This is a genomic window from Pseudobacteroides sp., assembly GCF_036567765.1.
Taxonomy (GTDB): domain Bacteria; phylum Bacillota; class Clostridia; order Acetivibrionales; family DSM-2933; genus Pseudobacteroides.
Map to the genome: position 1 here is coordinate 114,510 of NZ_DATCTU010000112.1, position 22,794 is coordinate 137,303.

The 22,794-nt window shown below is 36.6% G+C and carries 19 protein-coding genes and 1 tRNA gene; 19 read left to right on the forward strand and 1 reads right to left on the reverse strand.

The genetic code is table 11. From position 1 onward, the window contains the following. Positions 1–136 precede the first annotated feature (136 nt). From VIO64_RS18285 to VIO64_RS18330, 10 genes are all read left to right on the forward strand, one after another. Complete coding sequence (locus VIO64_RS18285; RefSeq protein ID WP_331920916.1) at positions 137–880, forward strand: fibronectin type III domain-containing protein; 744 nt, start codon at positions 137–139, stop codon at positions 878–880. Next, positions 867–1,133, forward strand: a complete 267-nt coding sequence (locus tag VIO64_RS18290; RefSeq protein ID WP_331920918.1) for a dockerin type I domain-containing protein — start codon at positions 867–869, stop codon at positions 1,131–1,133. Before VIO64_RS18285 ends, VIO64_RS18290 begins: the two co-directional genes overlap by 14 nt. A 189-nt stretch (positions 1,134–1,322) precedes the next feature. Further along, positions 1,323–2,339 carry a UDP-N-acetylglucosamine 1-carboxyvinyltransferase gene (gene murA / locus VIO64_RS18295; protein ID WP_331920920.1) on the forward strand — a complete coding sequence of 339 codons (1,017 nt, stop codon included), beginning with the start codon at positions 1,323–1,325 and terminating at the stop codon, positions 2,337–2,339. Between the two features lie 61 nt (positions 2,340–2,400). Then, complete coding sequence (locus VIO64_RS18300; RefSeq protein ID WP_331920922.1) at positions 2,401–3,243, forward strand: hypothetical protein; 843 nt, start codon at positions 2,401–2,403, stop codon at positions 3,241–3,243. Between the two features lie 18 nt (positions 3,244–3,261). Next, complete coding sequence (locus VIO64_RS18305; protein ID WP_331920924.1) at positions 3,262–3,609, forward strand: small basic family protein; 348 nt, start codon at positions 3,262–3,264, stop codon at positions 3,607–3,609. A 106-nt stretch (positions 3,610–3,715) separates the two neighbouring features. After that, a complete protein-coding gene (ftsA, locus tag VIO64_RS18310; protein WP_331920926.1) occupies positions 3,716–4,942 on the forward strand; it encodes a cell division protein FtsA in 1,227 nt (408 codons plus the stop codon). 234 nt (positions 4,943–5,176) lie between these two features. Further along, on the forward strand, positions 5,177–6,313 hold the full coding sequence (ftsZ, locus tag VIO64_RS18315) for a cell division protein FtsZ (protein ID WP_331920928.1): 1,137 nt from the start codon (positions 5,177–5,179) through the stop codon (positions 6,311–6,313). Positions 6,314–6,559: 246 nt separating this feature from the next. Then, positions 6,560–9,202: a glycoside hydrolase family 9 protein gene (locus VIO64_RS18320; protein WP_331920930.1), complete on the forward strand. Its 2,643-nt coding sequence runs from the start codon at positions 6,560–6,562 to the stop codon at positions 9,200–9,202. Between the two features lie 172 nt (positions 9,203–9,374). Then, positions 9,375–11,588: a methyl-accepting chemotaxis protein gene (locus VIO64_RS18325; RefSeq protein WP_331920932.1), complete on the forward strand. Its 2,214-nt coding sequence runs from the start codon at positions 9,375–9,377 to the stop codon at positions 11,586–11,588. Positions 11,589–11,814: 226 nt separating this feature from the next. Beyond that, positions 11,815–13,197: a copper amine oxidase N-terminal domain-containing protein gene (locus tag VIO64_RS18330; protein ID WP_331920934.1), complete on the forward strand. Its 1,383-nt coding sequence runs from the start codon at positions 11,815–11,817 to the stop codon at positions 13,195–13,197. A 101-nt stretch (positions 13,198–13,298) separates the two neighbouring features. Here VIO64_RS18330 and VIO64_RS18335 read toward each other — a convergent pair. After that, positions 13,299–13,374, reverse strand: a tRNA-Trp gene (locus VIO64_RS18335). A 178-nt stretch (positions 13,375–13,552) separates the two neighbouring features. Here VIO64_RS18335 and proC point away from each other — a divergent pair. The 9 genes from proC to VIO64_RS18380 all read left to right on the forward strand — a co-directional run bounded on the left by proC (position 13,553) and on the right by VIO64_RS18380 (position 22,745). After that, positions 13,553–14,389 (forward strand): pyrroline-5-carboxylate reductase, encoded by an 837-nt coding sequence (proC, locus tag VIO64_RS18340; RefSeq protein ID WP_331920936.1) that lies wholly within the window; start codon positions 13,553–13,555, stop codon positions 14,387–14,389. Continuing rightward, positions 14,389–14,838 (forward strand): ribonuclease HI, encoded by a 450-nt coding sequence (rnhA, locus tag VIO64_RS18345; RefSeq protein WP_331920938.1) that lies wholly within the window; start codon positions 14,389–14,391, stop codon positions 14,836–14,838. The genes proC and rnhA overlap by 1 nt, the downstream gene beginning before the upstream one ends. A 13-nt stretch (positions 14,839–14,851) precedes the next feature. After that, positions 14,852–15,400: an NUDIX hydrolase gene (locus VIO64_RS18350; RefSeq protein ID WP_331920940.1), complete on the forward strand. Its 549-nt coding sequence runs from the start codon at positions 14,852–14,854 to the stop codon at positions 15,398–15,400. A 211-nt stretch (positions 15,401–15,611) separates the two neighbouring features. Further along, on the forward strand, positions 15,612–16,253 hold the full coding sequence (gene spoIIM / locus VIO64_RS18355; RefSeq protein ID WP_331920942.1) for a stage II sporulation protein M: 642 nt from the start codon (positions 15,612–15,614) through the stop codon (positions 16,251–16,253). A gap of 338 nt (positions 16,254–16,591) precedes the next feature. After that, positions 16,592–17,476: a site-specific tyrosine recombinase XerD gene (gene xerD / locus VIO64_RS18360; protein WP_331920944.1), complete on the forward strand. Its 885-nt coding sequence runs from the start codon at positions 16,592–16,594 to the stop codon at positions 17,474–17,476. 158 nt (positions 17,477–17,634) lie between these two features. Continuing rightward, a complete protein-coding gene (locus VIO64_RS18365; protein WP_331920946.1) occupies positions 17,635–18,810 on the forward strand; it encodes a phosphopentomutase in 1,176 nt (391 codons plus the stop codon). A gap of 1 nt (position 18,811) precedes the next feature. Then, positions 18,812–20,137, forward strand: a complete 1,326-nt coding sequence (locus tag VIO64_RS18370) for a pyrimidine-nucleoside phosphorylase (RefSeq protein WP_331920948.1) — start codon at positions 18,812–18,814, stop codon at positions 20,135–20,137. 251 nt (positions 20,138–20,388) lie between these two features. Continuing rightward, on the forward strand, positions 20,389–21,603 hold the full coding sequence (locus VIO64_RS18375; RefSeq protein ID WP_331920950.1) for a D-alanyl-D-alanine carboxypeptidase family protein: 1,215 nt from the start codon (positions 20,389–20,391) through the stop codon (positions 21,601–21,603). Between the two features lie 158 nt (positions 21,604–21,761). After that, positions 21,762–22,745, forward strand: a complete 984-nt coding sequence (locus VIO64_RS18380) for a hypothetical protein (RefSeq protein ID WP_331920952.1) — start codon at positions 21,762–21,764, stop codon at positions 22,743–22,745. Positions 22,746–22,794: the final 49 nt, after the last annotated feature.

Sequence of the window (22,794 nt, forward strand, 5' to 3'; positions counted from 1 at the left end):
TAATAATACATTTTGCCGTGGCAGATGGCATTAGATCTTTAGATTTCTTGCTTTTGGGTTGACATTTGTGGGTTGCTCCTATATAATCAATTTGTTAATCATTATTTACAAATTGATTATATAGGGGTGATTTTTTATGCTTAAAAATTTATGCTTAAAACCTAAAAATATCAGTTGCCTGCTTGCAATTTGTTTGGCAGCACTAGTTTTTCTTAACCTTTTCGCTCCAAAGACAGACTTGGTTTTTGCGGCTGATTCGAATATTGTGCCCCAAAATACACCAACACCAACACAAATATCGCCAACTTCTCCTCAAGAACCAGTTGTATTTATTAGAACATCCTTTAGCGATATTACTTCAACTTCAGTAACTATAAGCTTATTAATAAGAAGATATACATCAACGGTTTGGCCAGTACCATATACAATAAGCTTTTCGGACGGTATTGAAAGTATAAAAGGAGAAATACCTGTAGATAAAACAGAGGCCACATTTGTGCTGACAGGGTTAAAACCAAGTACAAAGTATAGTTATTATGTTGCTGTAGCTGCATATGGAGGACCTGGCTGGGAAAGTTTTGAAACATTGAATTCTGACAATATACCTACCCCGACACCTACCCCAAAGTGTTTCATTAGTGGAAGCATAAAGCTTGATTTAAATTCCTCAAATATTAAGACTCTTAATAATTTTCAGGTTGATATATTTGACCGGGATTTGATTCGCATAATGACTAGATTTTCAGATAGTCAAGGTAACTTCTATACAGGAAGCATACCTGAGTCAAGACAACCATACACTGTTAAGATTAGCAAGAAAAGCTATCTGTCAAGAACAGTTGCAAATTTTCCTGCTGGAATTAGTAATGTGGGCAGGTGATATCGAGTGCTATATAAAACGGGTTGATCCATTATCCAACAGCTATGAGTATATTCGTGCCCAGGATAATATAATAGATATAAGAGATGTATATGAAATTGCAAAGTGCTTTAATGCTGTTATATCCGATGATCTTTTCAATTCAGCTTGTGATTTGAATGAGGATGGAGTGATAAATATGCTGGATGTATTGATTGTTTCGAAAAACTTTGGAAAGTCAAGTGCTGATTATTCAAGTGAGTTAACTAGATAACTTTATATAAACAAGAAAAATTAACATATGAGAATTTAGAATCATATAATCTAATCAAATAAAAAATGGTAGGATATAACATAACCTATCATTTTTGCTTTTACACATGCAAAATCATATGAAACATGGGAAATATCCACATAAAGAAAAAGCTTCAAGCCTTGGCTAATTAAGGAAATGGGTTTTAAGTTGATTGATATCTTATACAGTGATAAAATAGATGATGTTATTATTGAAATGAAACATTATTGTGAAAATGCCCATAAACCAACACAACCAGGTGGTTGTGAAATAGGCCCGAGGCCAATAGATCTTCACCTGAAGGCCATAAAAAAGATGGGTGCAAAAGTACATTTCATGCAAAAGGGTTTTGTTTATTGCGAAGCGGAAAGACTAAAGGGCTGCGATATCCACCTGGATTATCCAAGCGTTGGAGCAACAGAAAATATAATGCTTGCAGCTGTATTTGCAGAAGGGGAAACATGCATAAGAAATGCGGCAAAAGAGCCGGAAATAATTGATCTTCAAAACTTCCTTATAGGCTTGGGTGTCAATATCTGGGGTGCAGGAACCAGTGTTATACGCATTTCAGGTAGTAATACCAAGCTGAGGAGTATAGTACATAATGTCATTCCCGATAGGATTGTTGCAGGTACATACATGGTGGCTTCGGCAATAACAGGCGGGGATATAGTCTTAAAGAACGTGGTTCCTGAGCACATAAACTCAATGATATCCAACTTGAGGGATTGTGGCTGCAGTGTAAATGTAAAAAGAAATCTGATCAGAATCAGCGGGCCCACCAGGCCAAGGTCTATAGACATAATAAGAACATTGCCTTACCCGGGATTTCCTACCGATATGCAGGCACAAATGGTTTCTCTTCTTTCTATAGCTAGAGGTGAAAGCATAATTGTAGAAACGGTTTTCGAAAACAGGTATAAACATGTTGAGGAACTTATCAGAATGGGGGCAAATATAAAGGTAGAGGGAAGAATAGCAGTTATAAAAGGTGTGAAAAGGCTTATAGGAGCCAATATAACCTCAAAGGATTTAAGAGGCGGTGCGGCACTGGTATTAGCAGGTCTTGTAGCAGAGGGTGAAACAAGGGTGGATGGTCTCAAGCATATAGACAGAGGATATGAGGATATTGAAGGAAAGCTCAGAGGAGTTGGAGCATCCGTAGTTAGGATTGATGAGGAATAATTATATTAGAGAATACTATTTCTATTAAAAGTATATAATTATGCAGTAAGGGGTAGGAACTTTGAAACTACGAAGGATTAAAAAAGACAGTGGGCTTGATAATAAGAAACAAAAGAAAATCAAAAAGAATAACAAGAAAAGGATAAAGGCAATCAGAAGAACTGTTCTTTTTGTTCTCTTTATAGTATCTTTAGTACTGTTCGCTTTATCTCCTTTATTCAATATAACAGCAATAGAGGTTTATGGAAACCACGTTATAAATTCCGAAGCCCTTATATCTGTTGCAAAAATTCAGGTAGGAAGCAATGGTTTTAAGAAGGTCGGAAACAGTTTAAAGAATTATTTTTTCTTTAGATATGGAAAAGAAGAAAATAGTATTATAAAAAGCTTCTCGTATGCAAAGAAGGCAAAGGTTATGTTTTGCCTTCCTAATACTGTCAGAATAGAAATAGAAGAAAGATGTCCCATGTTTTATATAAGCCGAAATGGATTGTTTTTGCTTATAGATGAAGATGGGCATGTTCTTGAGGAGTCGGATAAGCCGTTTAAAAGTGTTATTTATGTAGAAGGAGTAGCATTTAAAGCCCATAAGTTAGGACAAGCCTTAAAGGCGGAGGATCCTGATTACATTAAATATATAAAAAGACTGCAGGAAGAAATACCAAAGTATGATGAAAATAATAACGTTAAGATGAATCCTCTTATTACAAAAATTGATGTAGGTGATCCCTTCAGAATTAAAGTAGAGCTTGACAACAGAATTTTAGCTGACCTTGGTGATCTTGAAGATATTGGTTACAGATTGGATTTTATAAGGGATATATATTTTAACAAACTTAAAAAAACAGATAAAGGATATCTGGAATATAATGATGATCGGAAGTATAATTTTAAGATGAAATAAAAAACAAGGAGGAAAAATATGCTGCCACTTATTGGTATATTAGCAGGGATAATAATAGGAGTTTTTGTGCCGTTTCAAATTCCTTACCAGTATTCGACATATGTTGCTGTGGCTATATTAGCAGCACTGGATTCTGTATTTGGAGGGATTGCTGCATCTATGCAAGGCAAATTTGACATGAAGGTTTTTCTTTCGGGCTTCTTCATGAATGCACTATTGGCAGCTGCATTGGCATATATTGGAGATCAGCTTGGCATTCAGATTTACTTAGCAGCAATATTCGCATTTGGTAACAGATTATTTTTAAATTTTGCAATTATTCGCAGAATTCTATTGAATAAATATTCAAAAAAAGATAATATATAAAATGAATTAATTTTATTTCTTTGACATTTCCATTTAGTATCTAGATTATTATAAGGTGCAGCTTTAAAATAACTGTTCTTTTTATTATTATAGGAGGTTTTCATAAGTGGGAAACATTATCGTTGGCATAGATATCGGCACTTCGAAGGTGAGTACTGTTATTGGCCAGGTTGGCAAAACAGGTGAATTGGAAGTTTTTGGCCACGGAATGGAGCAATGTAATGGCGTTAAAAAAGGTGTTATTGTTGATATAGAAAGCACATGTTCCAGTATCAGATCAGCAGTTCAGAAGGCAGAAGCAGCAGCAGGTCTTAAAATCAGTTCTGCGTATGTAAGCATCAACGGTGTACATACTTCAATAATTAAAAGCAGGGGAAGACTTGCCATATCAAATGATAACCGTGAGATAACTGGTAAAGATGTGGACAAGGTCCTTCATGCTGCAAGAAGTATAAATATCTCTGATGACAGAGAAATTATCGATATTATTCCCCAGCAGTTTATTGTTGACGGTTATGATGAGATTATCGATCCTGTAGGAATGGCCGGTCTCTCCCTTGAAGTGGATGCTGACATTATTACAGGCAAAATAACTTCTGTCCAGAATATTGTCAAGAGTATGGAAAGGGCAAACCTGAAGACAGACGGCCTTATTGTAGAAGCTCTCGCAACCAGTCAATTAGCTCCCACACAGGATGAGAAGGAAATGGGAGTTATTCTTATTGATATAGGAGGAGGGATTACCGATATATCTGTCTTTAAGAACAAGAACATGATTTTCAATGAATGTATAACGGTTGGCGGGGATCATATTACCAATGATGTGGCAATCGGGCTTAAAATCCCATATTCCGAAGCTGAAAAGTTAAAAAGGGAATTTGAGCTGGCCCTCATTTCTCTTATTAAAAATGACCAGGAAGTTACTGTTATAGATATTGATGAAAATAAAAAGAAAAACGTTAAGGTTTCTGAAATAGTAGAAATAATAGAAGCAAGAGTTTTTGAGATATTCTCTTTGTGCAAGGAATTGCTTGAAAAACGTCAGATTAAAGGAGAATTTCCTGCAGGAATTGTTCTTACTGGTGGAGGTATATCCTATGTAGACGGAGGAAGGGAGCTGGCTAATGAAGTTTTCGGTTTGCCGGCAAGAGTTGCATCGCAAAAGTCTGATACCGTTTCAAAGATTGAATACTATACTGCAGCAGGGATTGTAAAATATGTAGGTTCCCACAGCAAAGGAAATGCATATGGCAGTGAGGTAAAGCACCATAAGCAGAAACCCCAGAAAAAGGAACAAAATGTTATAAAAAGAATTTTAAAATTTTTTACATGAATATTATAACAAATGAGTTCTTATTTACGATATACATTATAGAAAAATTGTTATATAATATAAAAATAAAAATGCTTATATTGCGTTAAGCCCAATAATGAGTTATTATTATTTTGTATGATTTCATGATTTATATTAATCGACGAAAAATTACATTTAAATGATATAGATAAGTTTATTGTTTCTTACTAGTTCTTATTTATTAACCAATGAAAAAAGAAGGGGGACTTAAAGTTGCTGGAGTTTGATATTGATCTCGAACAATTTGCTCAGATAAAAGTTATTGGAGTAGGTGGTGGAGGAAATAATGCTGTAAACAGGATGATAACTGCCGGACTCCGTGGGGTTGAGTTTTATTCAATTAATACAGACAAGCAGGCATTGTTTTTGTCAAAATCAAATACAAAAATTCAGATTGGAGATAAACTGACAAAGGGCTTGGGTGCAGGTGCCAATCCTGAAATCGGTGAAAAGGCAGCAAATGAGAGCAAGGATGAAATTGCTCAAGCTATAAAAGGTGCGGATATGGTATTCGTTACAGCCGGTATGGGTGGCGGAACAGGTACAGGAGCGGCACCTGTGGTAGCTCAGATTGCCAAGGAAATGGGAATTTTGACAGTTGGTGTTGTTACAAAGCCTTTTATGTTTGAAGGAAGAAAAAGAATGCAGCATGCTGAAAGGGGGATTGAAACCCTCAAATCTACAGTGGATACTCTGGTTACCATTCCAAATGACAGACTTTTGCAGGTAGCTGAGAAGAAGACATCCATAGTAGATGCATTCAGAATTGCTGATGATGTTTTGAGACAGGGTGTGCAGGGTATATCCGACCTTATTGCCGTACCGGGTCTTGTTAATCTTGACTTTGCCGATGTTAAGACAATTATGTTCAACACAGGTATAGCACATATGGGTATCGGTAGGGCAGCAGGTGAAAACAGGGCTGAGGAAGCAGCAAGGCAAGCCATTCATAGTCCTCTGTTGGAAACATCCATAGATGGAGCACGCGGGGTTCTTCTTAATATTACAGGTGGTGCCGATCTTGGGCTGTTTGAAGTAAATACTGCAGCAGAGTTGGTTCAGCAGTCTGCTGACCCTGATGCTAATATTATATTCGGTGCTGTTATTGATGAAAACCTGAAGGATGAGATTCTTATAACTGTGATTGCTACAGGGTTTGACAAGGGGCCTATTGTTAAAAAGATGGAAAAGCCTTCTTTTGACAGAAGCTCAGAAAGACAGCAGGAAAGAAATGTGGCTAATCCGCCTGCAAACGAAAAGCAACAGCCTGCAGCTAGCAATTATAACAATTCAAGTCAGAGTGATGAGCTTGATATTCCTACTTTCTTAAGAAGGAATAGATTTAAATAATAGCTTTCAATAAGATATAACGATCAAAATAGTGCAAGATTCTAAGAACTGAGGGCTTATATGCTTCTCAGTTCTTTTTATTAGTTGTCGTGATTTTTATAGATAAATGTAAGAATTAGGACAATTATTATTAATTAAAGCCAATCACAGCAATTGACTCTTAGGATTAATAAACATATGATTAGATTAAGTATGTAAAATTATATTTTGCAAATATTTAAATAATTTTAGGGGGAGCAAATTTATATGGCGAAGAAAGTTTTTTTAAAGAAAAGCTTAGTTGCACTTCTTAGTCTCAGTTTTTTGATAAGTTCAGTAATCTGCATTCCATTAAGGGCTAATGCTGTACCCGAGTACAACTTTGCGAAGGCTCTTCAGCTTTCACTTTATTTCTATGATGCAAATAAATGTGGGCCAGGTATAACAGGTGGTCGTCTCGAATGGCGTGGAGATTGTCATGTGGAGGATAAGGAGTTACCGTTGATTCCCTTGACAGAAAGTTTTAGGGGAACAAACTTGTCTCAAAGCTTTATAGACAAATATAGGTCAATACTCGATCCCGATGGGAACGGCTCATTGGATTTGAGCGGTGGTATGCATGATGCTGGAGATCACGTTAAGTTCGGTCTTCCACAAACTTATGCAGCCTCAACTGTAGGTTGGGGGTATTACGAGTTTCGAGACGCATATATAAAAATTGGTGAAAAAGCACATATTGAAGATATACTCAGATGGTTTAACGATTATTTACTTAGATCCACATTCAGGGACAAAGACGGTAATGTTATCGCTTTCTGTTATGTGGTAGGAGAAGGTGATATAGACCATGACTGGTGGAATCCGCCGGAACTTCAAAACTCAAAAATGATTAAGGACTTTGAAAGACCTGCATATTTTGCTACTTCTGAGAAACCTGCGAGTGACCAATGTGCCGGTGCAGCAGCTTCCCTTGCCATTAACTATCTGAATTTTAAAGATGAGGACCCGGAATATGCGAAGAAATGTCTCGATACGGCCATTGCACTATATGATTTTGCAAGGAAATATAGAGGACTAGGGTATTCTGATGAATATTACATGTCATCCTATGATTACGACGAAATGTCCTGGGCTGCAGTCTGGCTTAATATAGCAACAGGAAAAAAGGAATACATAGATCATATTGTAGCCACTGATGCAAGTGGAAAATATACAGGTTACATGCAGAGAATTATCATTGATACAGGCAACGATTGGCAGAACATTTGGGTTCACTGCTGGGATACTGTATGGGGCGGAGTATTTGCAAAACTTGCACCGATAACAAATACCCAAAGAGATTGGTATATTTTTAGATGGAATCTGGAATATTGGTCCGGAGCTGGCCACGAAAATCCCAAGGACACCAACTTCCTTGCAAAAACCCCTGCAGGATTCAGTATGTTAAACCCATACGGTTCTGCCAGATACAATACAGCTGCCCAGCTTTGTGCAATGGTATATAGAAAATGTACTGGAAACACTGCTTTTACTGATTGGTCAAAGAATCAAATGGAATATATAATGGGAAACAATCCAATGGATAGAGCCTATATTGTTGGCTATGCACCCAATAGTGCCTCACATCCGCATCATCGTGCATCCCATGGTTCTAAAACGCTTAATATGGATAATCCTAAAGACCAGGTACATACTTTATGGGGTGCTTTAGTTGGAGGGCCAGATGCAAAAGACTTCCATAAGGATATAACATCTGATTTTATTTATAACGAAGTAGCTATCGACTATAATGCTGCTTTTGTGGGTGCTTGTGCAGGGCTTTATACTTATTATGGAGAGGGTCATAAACCGGTACCGGATTTCCCGCCAAAAGAAACCAGACCATTGGAGTTTTTTGTGGAAGCTAAAGTAAGTACCAGCCAGGAAAATAATGAAAGATCACAAATTACCCTTCGTATCCATAATGAAAGTGCATATCCTCCTCGTTACGAGACTGGTATGAAGGTACGCTATTATTTTAATATCAGCGAATTGTTAAGTGCAGGTCAGTCCATTGACGATGTTCATATGGAAGTATATTACGATGAAAATGAAAAGTGCTTTGATGGAAAAGCAAAATATTCAGGTCTTATTAAGCATGATGATAAGGGTACATATTATGTTGAATTTGATTGGCAGGGAAGGCAAATATATGCTTCCCGTGAAATACAATTTGCCCTTGTTGCAGCACAGGATAAAAATTTCAAGGGTAATTGGAATGCAAAAAATGATTATAGCAGGGAAGGTCTTGGAGATGAATATGTTATAACGGAAAAGTGTCCGTTGTTCTTAGGCGACGAAATAGTCTTTGGTAAAGGGCCGGATGAGGCACCTCCAACGCCTACTAAATCAGGGACACCTACGCCCAGCTCTTCTGCTACACCTTCAGGCACAGGGTATAAGGTTTCAGGCTATATATTGCCTGATTTGCAGATTTCTGCATCTGCAGCAGCAGCTTTAAAGTCAGGTTTCAAAGTTGAGATTGCAGATACCGGGAAAAGCGCTCTAACAGACAGCAGCGGATATTTTGAGATAACAGGAGTTCCAAGTAGTGCGACTTCTCAGATAGTTAAGATAAGCAAAGCCAACTATCTATATAGAGAAATAAAGAATGTTGTCATTAATAAAAATGTTGAGCTTAGTAACTCTCAGACTCCTATAATGATGTGGGCCGGTGACATCATAAAAAATGGAGTTCAGGACAATTCTATAAATATGTCGGATATTTTGGAGATTGCAAAAGCATTTAATTCAATATCCGGCAGTGCACTATATAACATTAACACTGATTTGAATCTGGATGGTGCTGTTAATATGAGCGATGTTATTGTCGTTTCAAGGCATTTCTCAAAGACTTCTGCAGATTATTGATTAATAGTTGTTAGTATATTTAGCATTTTTAATATAGTAAATAAAAAACACTTTAAATCTATTTTGGGATTTAAAGTGTTTTTTATTTCTATGAATTTTAAAAAAATAGCCGATATATTACTAGAAGCTAACTATGATTTGCAAATAAAACTAAAAAATGAGGAGGAAAATAATGTTTAAGAATTTTTCTGTAAGGTCAAAATTGTTTTTTACAGTTTCAGTACCATTATTGGCGATGATTTTTATTTCACTGCTTGCAGCTCTGAGCCTTAATTCAATGTTTCGCAATATGGATAACAAAATAAAAAAACAAAACTATGAAGCCATATCACTTGTTTTAAATGCTGATCGTGATATGTACCAGGCAATGCTTGCCTCGAAGATGTTTTTTTATGAAAGTTCAGCTATGAAGGATAAGGAAAAAAATAAAGAAAGCTTTGAACAGAATACGCAGGAAGCTTCAGAGCGTGTTTTGAATGCTAGAAGCAAATTCCCGCTGGATGATGGTTTTTGGAGTACATATAAGGATAAAAACGGTAAACTTATATATCAATACTTTGATGAATATGCAAAGGACTTCAATACTTGGAAGGATGCTACTATTGTGTCAATGAACTCAGGGGAAGTTAAACCTCCGGCTAACGATAATGATTTCAATATAGCCAGGGAGGCTATGAACCTCATCGGAGAAATGATAGATTCCGGGACCGAAGAAATAATAAAAATAAGTTCAAGCGATAAAAACAGAAATATAATCGCAATCCTCATAATAGACTTTCTTATATTTCTAGGAATCCTTATTTTCACATATTTACTTGTGAATAGGATTTCCAGACCGATAAATGAACTTACTGAGGCAGCAGAAAGGATTTCCATGGGGGATACGGAGATAAGTTTTAATTTGGATTCAAAGGACGAGGTTGGGCGACTTAAAAAAGCGTTCATGGAAATGACAAATGATATCAAGCTCAAGACTGATGCGGCTTGGGAAATTGCCAAAGGTAATTTGGATGTTAAAATAATAGTCAGGTCTGATAAAGATAACTTAGCAAAAAGTATGGACAAATTAAAAAACACATTGCATGAGATGGTATTAGACACCAAAACCCTGACAGATGCAGCAATGTCCGGTTTGCTAAGTACTAGAGCTGATAGTCAAAAGCACCATGGAGAATTCAGAAAAATAGTTGAAGGTATAAACTCCACTCTTGATGCCATAGTTGAGCCTATGAATGATATATCAGGCGTTATGAGTGAAGTTGCAAAGGGTAATTTAAGTGTGTTGATGAAAAATGAATATAAGGGTGAATATTCAAAACTTTCAGATTCAGTGAACACAACAATTTTTAATCTGAAGGGTATTGTAGACGAGATATCATATGTGTTAAAACAAATATCTGAAGGAAATATGGATATAGATGAGGTAAGAGAATATGATGGTGATTTTAGGCACATATCAGATTCTATAAACTCAATAATAAGAGAATTGAACAAGCTTATAGGCGATATAAGAAATGCATCTGAAAGGGTGGCCAATGGCTCAACACATGTGTCAGAGGGAAGTATGCAGCTGTCGCAAGGAGCATCTGAACAAGCCAGCTCGACTGAGCAGCTTTCATCCAGCATAACCCAGGTTGCACATCAAACAAAGATGAATGCTACAAATGCATCACTTGCAAATCAACTTGCCCTTGAAGCTAAAGAAAATGCGATAAAAGGAAATCAAAGAATGAGTGATATGTTAAAAGCCATGGAAGAGATAAATGATGCATCAGAAAATATATCAAAGATAATTAAGGTTATTGATGAAATTGCATTCCAGACCAATATTCTAGCATTAAATGCTGCTGTTGAAGCGGCAAGAGCGGGACAGCATGGTAAAGGTTTTGCTGTAGTTGCTGAAGAGGTAAGAAACCTGGCTGCAAGAAGTGCAGATGCTGCTCATGAAACAACCGAGTACATAGAAAGCAGCATAAAAAAGGTTGAAAGCGGAACCAAGATTGCCAATGAAACAGCAACTTCTCTTGTCAGCATAGTTGAAAGCTCCACAAAGGTTGCAGGTCTTGTAGGGGATATTGCAACTGCTTCCAATGAACAGGCAAGCGGAATTACACAGATAAACATTGGAATTGAACAGGTTTCAAAGGTAATACAAATAAATTCTGCTACAGCGGAAGAAAGTGCAGCTGCCAGTGAAGAGCTAATGATGCAGGCAAAGCTTCTCAATGACAACATGGCAAGGTTCAGGCTGAGGGGAAGTCATAATTCCGGTTCTTTAGCTGAAGCTGTGCAGCCAAGAAGGAATGCAAATGACTCTCCAAAGACTATAAAGGGCAAGGGAAAAAAGACTCTGACACTCAGTGATTTGGATTTTGGAAAATACTGACACAATTGTTAGGAATAAAATAGTATTATAGTGAGCTATGGTGTCTCGATTTGTGAAAAGTGTAATGGATTAATAGCTTTTCATATATCTAGGCACCATATTTTTTTAGCAGGTATAAAATGTTGCCAAAACACCTAATATATGGTATAAGCAGCTATGAGAATTTTATAAACACATTAAACTTGAAGCGGTTTTTATCTAAATAATATATAGAAGGGTGTGGCTTATGAAAATAAAATCATTGTTAGCAATACTTATTGCAGTCTGTGTAACCTCAATGTTTCCGGTTAACCATATATCCAGTTCAGCTAGTCAGATAGAACTGCCAATGCCAAAAGAACTATACATAACAACATATAATAATATTCAGTTAAAAGTAGATAAACATACACTAAATCCCTGCGAAGAAATAACAGTAAAATATTCCGGTTTACCAAAGGATGTGCCCGCAACAATCAACATTGGCGAATTTTCAAAGTCTCTATGGTACAAAACAGAAGGAGAGATGAAGGTAATAGTACCTTCAAATAAAGGTATTTACAATGCTAGAATTTTTATTAATGGTAACCCAAACTCTGTTATTTATGATAAAGAATTAATCAGCGTATCAAAAACTTTTGTGGACAAAACAGTGGAAGATCCCTTGAATGTTATTCCACGTCTATACTTTGCTGATTTTTGGAATTTTACCTTAGCTCGAGCTGGATATCATATTAGGGGTTACTATGATCATAACAATGGTTATATTGAAGGAACTGTGGAAGGTATTGACTCAGGATATAAAATAACAGGTACATTTAAAGAAATATGTGAAAAAACGGGTAAGGAGTATACAGGCGATATTATATTGTACATTTCAAGTGATGCCGAAATTGTACAGGGCAGTTGGAAGCTTTGGGGGTACAGTATATGGGAACCTTTAAGCGGTGGATGGCCCAATGGTGATGTGTATGGTCTGAGAAATATCCGTATTAATAGCGGTATGGATAAAGTAAGTCTCTTATGGGATGAAAGTTTTCAAGAGGGAATAGCAGGATATAATGTATACCGGAAAAGTGCATCAGGTACATGGGACTCAAAGCCTTTGAACAATAAACCCTTGTCGGAAATACAATATATTGATACAAAAGTTCAGCACGGACAAAAATATACCTATCTTGTAAAGGGTGTATTTGAAAACGGGTTGGAAAAAAATATATCCGCAGAAACTTCTATCTACTGTGGCAAAGTAATATCCATTAATTTTAAAAACTATTCACTCTGGACTCAAACTTTAGTACCGCAGATGAATTTGACTAATTATTATCCGTTTACCCAAATTGAACACAATTATGTTATAGTACCTCTCAGATTTTATTCAGAATTGGTTGGATGTACAGTTAATTGGGATTCCTTAAATAAAGAAGCTGTTGTTACCAAAGACCAGACAACTATAAAGATAAAGCCTAACAATTTAATCATGGATGTCAACGGAAGGTCTGTAAAACTTCCGTATTTTCCAAGTTATTTGGGGGATTCACTCTGTGTTCCGCTTAGAGCTGTTTTCAGCCAACTTGGCTGCAGTATTAAATGGGATGCAAAAACTCAAACTGCAGATATAGTATTTTGATAGGTATGAATGATGATAAAAGTAGGAGAATTGTGGTATTAAGTACGCCGTAATTTTCTAGACAATAAAAAAGTCCCGAGGGTGAAAACCCTTGGGACTTTTGGCAGGGGAGACAGGACTCGAACCTGCAGCCGACGGTTTTGGAGACCGCTACTCTACCAATTGCGCTACTCCCCTTCAAGTGACGTAATTTATTATAAAACAGGTAAGCGATTATGTCAATGGGTATTATAATCTTTTTAATAATATTTATTTTTTCATCTGGATTTTAGGTAGAATTGTGATATTATATTAAAGGAAATTAAATCATTTACAGATAAAGTATAATTGAGCTGCATAACTTAAGGAGGAACTTATGGATATTAGCTTGGGATTTATTGGTGCCGGAAATATGGGTGCCGCAATGGTAAAGAGCATTGCCAAGTCGGGGCTTATTAAGCCTGGGAATATATATATTTTTGATGTTGATACCGATAAGGTAAATACGTTAAAAAGTGAGACAGGCATAAATGTGCTGGGATCTGCTGGTGAGATTGTTAAAAAGTCGGATTTAATAATTTTGGCTGTTAAACCCAATCTGGTTAAAATCGTACTGGATGCCTGTAAGGAAAGCTTCAATAGTGATAAAATACTTGTTTCAGTGGCCGTTGGTTTGCCAATAAGCCTGTATAAAGGGATATTAGGCAGTGATAAAAAGGTAATCAGAACCATGCCCAACACTCCTGCCCTTGTTGGGGAAGGTATGACACTGGTTTCATTTGACAATAATATAAGTAAGGATGACTTGGGGTTGGTTCTTCCTTTGTTTGAAACAATGGGGAAAGTGGAAGTACTGGACGAAAAGCTTATGAGCGAGGTGACGGCCCTCACCGGCAGCAGTCCTGCATATGTTTTCATGTTTATTGAGGCTATGGCTGATGCAGCGGTGCTTTCGGGCATTCCCAGAAATCTGGCATACAAACTGGCTTCACAAGCAGTGCTTGGTTCAGCAAAGATGGTACTTGAAACAGGTAAACACCCTGGAGAGCTTAAAGACCAGGTGTGCTCTCCAGCCGGCACCACCATTGAAGCGGTAAGTACCTTGGAGAAAAACGGATTCAGATATGCTATTATTGATGCTATGAATGAATGTACCAAAAGGGCAAGGGAAATTGGAAAGCAGTATGCAAAAGATATAAATAAGGAGTCTTAATGAAGAAGGTTATTATTTACACAGATGGTGCATGCTCAGGTAACCCTGGAAACGGCGGTTGGGGAGCTATACTAAAGTATGGCGAGAAGGAGATGGAGATTTCAGGCTACGAAGAAGATACCACCAACAACAAAATGGAACTGACCGCTGCAATAGAAGCCTTAAAAAGGCTAAAAGAACCTTGTGAAGTTGAACTCTACAGTGACAGTGCATATCTTATCAATGGGTTTGAAAAGAAATGGCTGATAATCTGGAAGAAGAACGGCTGGGTTAACTCTAGCAAGGAACAAGTGAAGAACATAGAGTTGTGGAAGGAATTGGACAGGCTAAATTACATTCATAAGATTACATGGATTAAAGTAAAAGGGCATAGCGATAATGAATACAATAACAGATGCGACAAACTGGCAACCGGAGAAATTAAAAAGAACCAAAATAAACGAGACTAATGAGGTGGAGATTATGAATTTTGAGGAAAAAACCATAGGAAGAGAACATACATATAAAGGAAGTATTATTGATGTTGAAACTCTTGAGGTAGTTTTGCCTGATGGAAAAAAAGCAACCAGGGACGTAGTTTTGCATCCTGGGGCGTCTGTAGTAATACCCATTTCAGATAACGGAGAAATATATATGGTTAGGCAGTACAGGAAGCCTATTGAAAAAACTACCCTTGAATTGCCTGCCGGGAAACTTGATCACGGAGAAGATCCCAAGGTCTGTGCTGTCAGGGAATTGAGCGAAGAAACCGGCCTTGCAGCTGATGAAGTAAAGCACCTTATAAGTATCCACAGTGCACCGGGATTCAGTAACGAGGTACTCCACTTATATGTGGCAAGAGGGCTTAAAGAAGGGGAAGCACATTCTGATGAGGATGAATTCGTAGCATGTGAAAAATATCAAATCAATAAGCTTGTTGACATGATACTCAGCCACGAGATTACCGATGCAAAAACAATTGTGGGTGTTCTGATGGCGGATAAGATAATTAAAGGAGACATTAAGTTTTAACATATAAAACTATTTAGCAAGAACATTGCAAGAGCTTCCGGGTTGTGGGCGGAAGCTCTTTTCTATATTAAATGTGCTTATCAAATATATAAAAAATATTTAAAAACATTAGGTTTACATTATATGTGGATTGTAATTTTTTGAAATTTTGTTGCATAAAATTCAATATAAGGAGTTAATAAGCCATGGAATTGTAGAAGGAGGCGAAGAATTGTTTTCTAATGCAAAAGGTGCTTTTGTAAAACACATAAAGTCCAACTCAAGCATTTACTTTTTACTTTTGCTTGCTTTTATAATTGGAGTGACAATAGGTGCTTTTACAGTAAATGGATTGACGGTGATTCAAAGAGAAGAGCTAAAGAACTATTTTCAAGGATTTCTGCAGTTGTTTGATAAACAGGACATAAATAATGCAGAGTTATTCAAGGTTTCTTTAATGGAAAACATAAAGCAAATTGTTGTTATTTGGTTGCTTGGCGTGTGTATAATAGGTATTCCTTTTATTTTTGTATTCGTTGGGATAAGGGGATTTCTAACGGGTTTTGGCTCAGGGCTCTTAATACAGACATTTGGTATAAAAGGTGTTATTTTTATTATAAGTTCATTGCTTCTCAAAGAAATAATATTACTGCCATGCATAATTATTTTAGGGGTTAATGGGATAAAATTTTCACTTAGCATAATAAAGAATAAGTCAATAAAGAGAATTTCAAAAGAAAGTTTAAAGAGCAACCTTATATCATATTGCTTTTCTACAGTATTTATAACAATGGTGATGATAGCAGGTATATTTATGGAAGTTTATATCTCACCTGTTTTAATTAGGGTTATCTCACCAATATTTTCAAATTGATGTTTATAATGGATACGAATTGTCAATAATCATACTAAAGGTTGTTTATACTAAATAATATTAATTAGGTAACATGGAATGCATGTATCAAAAAGTATTAATAATAAGATGGATTTTTTTCGATTATTAACAAATATTGCTTTAAAAATATTACGAAATATATTAAAATCTAAATGGTAGAATATTTATAAAAATCTATTTAATATTATTAAAGCCAATAAATTTTTGCATTGTTGTTGGTATATTGTAAAATTTATACCATATTAAGGGTTTTATTGAAAATAAAACTTTTAAGTTTTAATAAAAGAAATTATTTAAAAAGAGAAGGGGAAGTTTTAATGGAAGGAATAATTCAAAAGTTTATTCTGTTTTTGGAGAAGGATAAGCGGCTGTCTTTAAACACTCTGCAGTCCTATAAAAGAGATATTGAGCAGTACATATCCTATTTGAAAGAAATCAACTTGCTTAACATAACTAATACCAATAAGACTACGGTAATAACCTATCTTTTGCACTTGCAGAAGAAAGGAAGAGCAGTTTCGACTATTTCAAGGAATCTGGCATCAATAAGATCTCTGTATCAATATATGTATAAGAACTCATTGATTGATAATGATCCGACTGTTGACCTTGATTCCCCTAAAGTGGAAAAAAAGCTTCCTCAGATTCTTTCAACCCATGAAGTTGAACTTTTGCTCGATCAGCCAAAGTGCGTAGATCTAAAGGGATATAGGGATAAAGCAATGCTGGAGCTTCTTTATGCAACAGGTATAAGGGTATCGGAGCTTATTAATTTAAACCTGTCAGAGGTGAATCTGGAGCTAGGATTTATTAAGTGCAATAAAGGACTTAGGGAGAGAGTAATACCAATTGGTTCTATAGCAGTAAATGCATTAATAGAGTATCTGAACAAGTCAAGAAACCTCTTGATCCAAAAGCCGGATGAGAAAGCCCTGTTCGTCAACATAAACGGAGGAAGGCTTACAAGACAGGGATTTTGGAAAATAATAAAACAGTATAAAAATCAGGCGAAAATCAATAAGGATATAACACCTCATACTTTACGTCACTCCTTTGCAGCACATTTACTTGAAAATGGTGCAGACTTAAGGTCAATACAAGAGATGCTAGGACATTCTGATATCTCATCAACACAAGTATATGCCCAGATTGCTAAAAACAAAATTAAGGAAGTCTATAAAAAGACTCATCCAAGGGCTTAAGCGTTTGGCACAGATTAATATTTATAGTATAATATAGTTGTATGATATGAGCTGTAAGAGATATTCTTATAGTTCTTTTGTTTTATTAAACATATTAATATGTTAATGAATATGGGGATTAGTCAAATACCTGATTTATTCAGTAAGGAGGCAATAGCATGAGAAGAATTGTGCTTGTTGTAATGGATAGTGTGGGGATGGGTGAACTGCCGGATGCAACCTTTTACGGTGATACCGGAAGCAATACATTAGGTAATATTTCAGCTGCCGTTGGAGGTTTGAGACTGCCTAACTTGGAAAAGCTTGGCCTTGGGAATATTGATAATTTAAAGGGATATGTTAAATGTGATTCTCCAAAGGGATGCTTTGGACGAATGACAGAACAATCTAAGGGAAAGGATACCACTACAGGACATTGGGAAATTGCGGGTGTGATTTTAGATAAGGCTTTCCCGGTCTATCCTTCCGGATTTCCTAAAGAAATAATCCATGAATTTGAAAACAGGATTGGATTAAAAACCATCGGAAATATCACAGCATCGGGAACCCAAATTATAGACATGCTTGGAAAAAAGCATGTTGAAACCGGCTTTCCTATAGTATATACATCGGCTGACAGTGTATTCCAAATTGCTGCTCATGAGGGTGTTATACCTGTTGAAAGACTTTATGAAATATGTAACATAGCAAGAAATCTGCTGACAGGCCAACATGCAGTAGGAAGAGTAATAGCAAGGCCCTTTACAGGCGAGATAGGAAGCTTTAAACGGACAGACAAAAGAAGGGATTTTTCACTAAAGCCATTAAGAAAAACAGTACTTGATTATGCCTATGAAAAGGGACTTTTAGTTAAGGCGGTAGGTAAAATAGAGGATATATACGGCGGCCAGGGGATTACTCATGCCGTACATACCCATGATAATATGGATGGAGTCAATAGGACCCTCCAATATATGAGTGAGGACTTTGAGGGTATTATTTTTACCAACCTTGTTGACTTTGATATGGTTTATGGACATCGTAATGATGCAGAGGGCTATGCAAAGGCACTAGTTGAATTCGATGGCAGAATTCCCGAGATATTGGGACAATTGAAAGAGGAGGATATTCTTATTATAACCGCAGACCATGGCTGTGATCCCACAACTCCAAGTACAGATCACTCCAGGGAATATGTTCCGTTGCTGGTATACGGCAATGGTGCTAGAAGCAATGTGAACCTTGGCACAAGAAACACTTTTTCCGATATTGCTGCAACTATATCAGAATACCTGGAATTAAAAGCTGATATTCCAGGTATAAGCTTCCTGCCGGATATTCTTAGGAGGGGTTAAAATGCGGATGTACGATATTATAGAGAAAAAAAGAGATGGTAATGTGCTGTCCTTTGACGAGTTGAAATATTTTATTGATGGATACTGTAGCGGAGAAATACCTGATTATCAAGCCTCTGCTCTTTTGATGGCTGCTTTTATTAAGGGATTAAATAGGGTGGAAACGGCGGACCTTACAATAATAATGGCTGATTCGGGAGATAAGATTGATCTTTCAAGCATTCCTGGTATCAAGGTTGATAAACACAGCACCGGAGGAGTGGGTGACAAAACAACTCTTGTGGTGGCACCTATTGTCGCAGCCTGCGGGGTTCCAGTTGCCAAGATGTCAGGCAGAGGGCTTGGACATACAGGAGGCACCATTGATAAGTTGGAATCAATTCCAGGCTTTAGAACATCACTTGGCATGGACGAGTTTTTGGCCAATGTAAAGGAAATAGGTCTCTCTATAGCATGCCAGACAGGGAATCTGGCTCCTGCAGATAAGAAGCTTTATGCTTTAAGGGATGTTACTGCTACTGTAAATAATACTTCACTTATAGCAAGCAGCATTATGAGTAAGAAACTGGCTTCTGGTGCGGACAGTATTGTTTTGGATGTTAAAACTGGCAGCGGTGCATTTATGAAGACATTTGAGGATTCTGCTGCTCTGGCCAGGACTATGATTGAGATAGGAGAAAGCCTGGGCAGGAGAACTTCTGCACTAATAACCGACATGAATATGCCTCTTGGAAATGCTGTCGGTAACTCGCTGGAGGTTATTGAAGCTATAGATACACTAAAGGGAAAAGGACCGGAGGATCTTAAAAGATTGTGTATTGAACTTGCAGCCAGAATGCTTGAGGGTGCAGGTAAGGGAAGCTATGAAAAATGTATTGAAATGGTAGAGCAATGCATTTTTGATGGAAGTGCCTTAAGAAAATTTTCAGAGCTTATAAAGAGACAAAATGGAAATCATGAGGTTATAGAATGTTATAAAATTTTTGGGGAAAGTATGTATGTGTATGAATACAGGGCTCCTTGTGATGGATTTATAGAGAGTATCAAGACAGACTCATTAGGGATTGTGTCCATGATATTAGGTGCCGGCAGGGAGAATAAGGAAAGTCAAATAGACTACACAGCTGGTTTGATACTTAAAAAAAAGACATATGATAAAGTAAATAAGGGTGATTTAGTGACAAAGCTTTATACAAATAATAAAGACAGTATTTCTAAAGCTGTGGAGATATTAGAAAGCTCAATCAACTTTTCAAATGATAAGCCAATTGCAAGGCCATTAATCCTTGCCTATATGGATTCATTGGGAGTAAAAAGATTTGTGTAATATATTCCATTTGCTATTCTCAATTATAAAAACTGCCTTATAGTGGCAGTTTTTTGCATTATATGGTGCTCCATCTACAAATTACACTTTAACTTATCGGGAACAGAAATTATAATAACATTGAAATACTATCAGTTCTGGCTCTCAATGAAAAATAGTTATAGCAGAATATATTAAATCCATAAAGCATAGTAATACATTAGAAAATATAATTCTGCCCTACTTTAAAAATTAAAATCGGGGGGATTTTAGTGATTAGAAAAGTGAGTGTCATATTTATATTGATTGCAACACTGGTTGCCAATACTTCTATAATACCAGTGGTTGCAGCACCTCAAAAAAATACAAGTCAGGCAGCGACTACCACCGCCAAGAAGGAAGAAGTGACCAAGGCACTGGAATTGAAAGCTAAGGCAGCAATGCTCATTGATGCAGCTACGGGAACTATAATGTTTGAGAAAAACAGCCATGAGGAGCTTCCACTTGCAAGTATAACAAAAGTCATGTCAATGCTTCTTATAATGGAGGCTATTGATGGGGGCAAGATTTCCTATGAAGATATGGTGCCGGTGTCGGAGCATTCATATAATATGGGTGGTTCACAGGTTTATTTGAAGCCTGGAGAAGAGTTTACGGTAATGGAAATGTTGAAAGCAGTTGCAATTCACTCTGCCAACGATGCAGTGGTTGCTCTGGCTGAAAAAATCAGCGGGAGTGAGGAAGCATTCGTCGATGAGATGAATCAGAAGGCTAAGAAATTAGGCATGACAAATACACACTTTTTGGATTGCAACGGTTTGACGGATGATGGGCACTACAGTTCTGCTTCCGATATCGCAAAAATGTCTGCTGAGCTTATTGAAAAGCATCCGAAAATACTTGAAATAACTTCAATATGGCAGGATAAATTCAGAAATGGACAATTTGATCTGGATAATACCAACAGACTTATAAACACATATAAAGGTGCAAACGGCTTAAAAACCGGCTTTACAACTAAAGCAGGATATTGCCTGTCAGCATCGGCAAAAAGAAACGAAATGGAGATCATTGCAGTTGTTTTAGGTGAACCTGATTCCAACACAAGATTTGCTGAGGCTAAAAAATTGCTGGATTATGGATTTGCAAATTATGAAGTTGCCAAATTAAAAAATAAGGGCGAAGAATTGGGTACGGCAGAAGTTACAAAAGGAGTAGACACCAGCGTAAAAGGGATTTTAAAGGCAGATGTAAGTCTTATGGTTAAAAAAGGAAACAAAGATGAGATAAAGCAAAATGTAAAGATGATTGAGTCTATTGAAGCACCGGTCAAACAAGGACAAAAAATAGGAGAGATAACCTTTGAGGCCGGCGGTAAAGTAATCGGAAAAGAAGATATAGTGGCAAGTACTGAAGTAAAAAAGGCATCATTTGTCCGTCTCTTTTTCAGGATGGTTGTCGGATGGTTTGGTATCGGGCGTAAATAATATATATCAATTGAGTTTAAGTAAGGGCTGCCTCTTCAAAAGAGCAGTCCTTTTATATTAAAGTTATTTTTATTATTTGTATTGAGTCTCTAACTAAAAAATAGTAAAATGTTTTATAGTGTCATTTACTTATATTATTCCTATGAAAAGAGGTTTAAATGAGAGATATTGAAACCAGACTGAAAAAAATGTCGGCAGCAGATATAGTTGATTATTCCATTGAAGTATATAAAAGAAACGCAAAAAAGCTTACAGTTTTGACACTTATTATGTATGTTCCTTTTGCCCTTTTATATGTGTTTTTATCAGGATACATATCTAATGACCTCAATAGGTTGACATCTGGAGGTGAACCAAGTTTTTCGCTTGTTATAGCTTTTATGCTTGTCAGCATAGGATTGTTTTTTGTTTATGCATGCTATTTTCTCACGATAAATGGTGTTCTGCAGGCAGCTATTACTAAAGTTGTATATAACGATGTTGTCAATGATAAGTGTGTTGCTTTAAAAGAGGTTATAAGGGATAGTTTTAAGAAAATATTTAAAATACTAGGATACAGGCTTCTGTTTTACCTCATAATGTCGGGTGCAATTATGGGAATAGTATTTGTGTTCTATTTGCTGCTTATTATCGGATTGTTTATGTTTGGAGCAGGGATGTCATTTTTTGCAGGAGCAGGTCGCATTATGGTAGGTATTCTGATTTTTCTAGGTGTTGTATTGTTGATAGCTTGTGTGTTTGGTATCTTGCTGGGTTTAGGACTATTTTACATCAAATTCGGACTAGGTGTTCAGGCCATAGCAGTTGAAAATAAAGGAGCAACAGAGGGGATAGCAAGAAGTGCCGAATTAACAAAGAAAATGTTCTGGAATTCATTTTTTGCTTTGTTAGCCGGAGGGCTTATATATGTGTTTATACCTTCCATATCAGTAGGGATCACTGTCCTTGTTTCTTTTGCCGATAATGAATTATACAGACAGATACAGCTTGCTGCCACTTCTTTTATACAGTTGGGGTATGCACTTTTTTACCCATTTTTAGCAACTGTTACTACTATAATTTTTATCAACTGCAAGATAAATAATGAGGGATTCGATTTGGAAGTAAAGGTGGATAAATTATTGGCAGGAGATAATAAATAGGTATAAAATGTAACAGTATTACCTATGAAGTAAAAATATAAAAACCGAG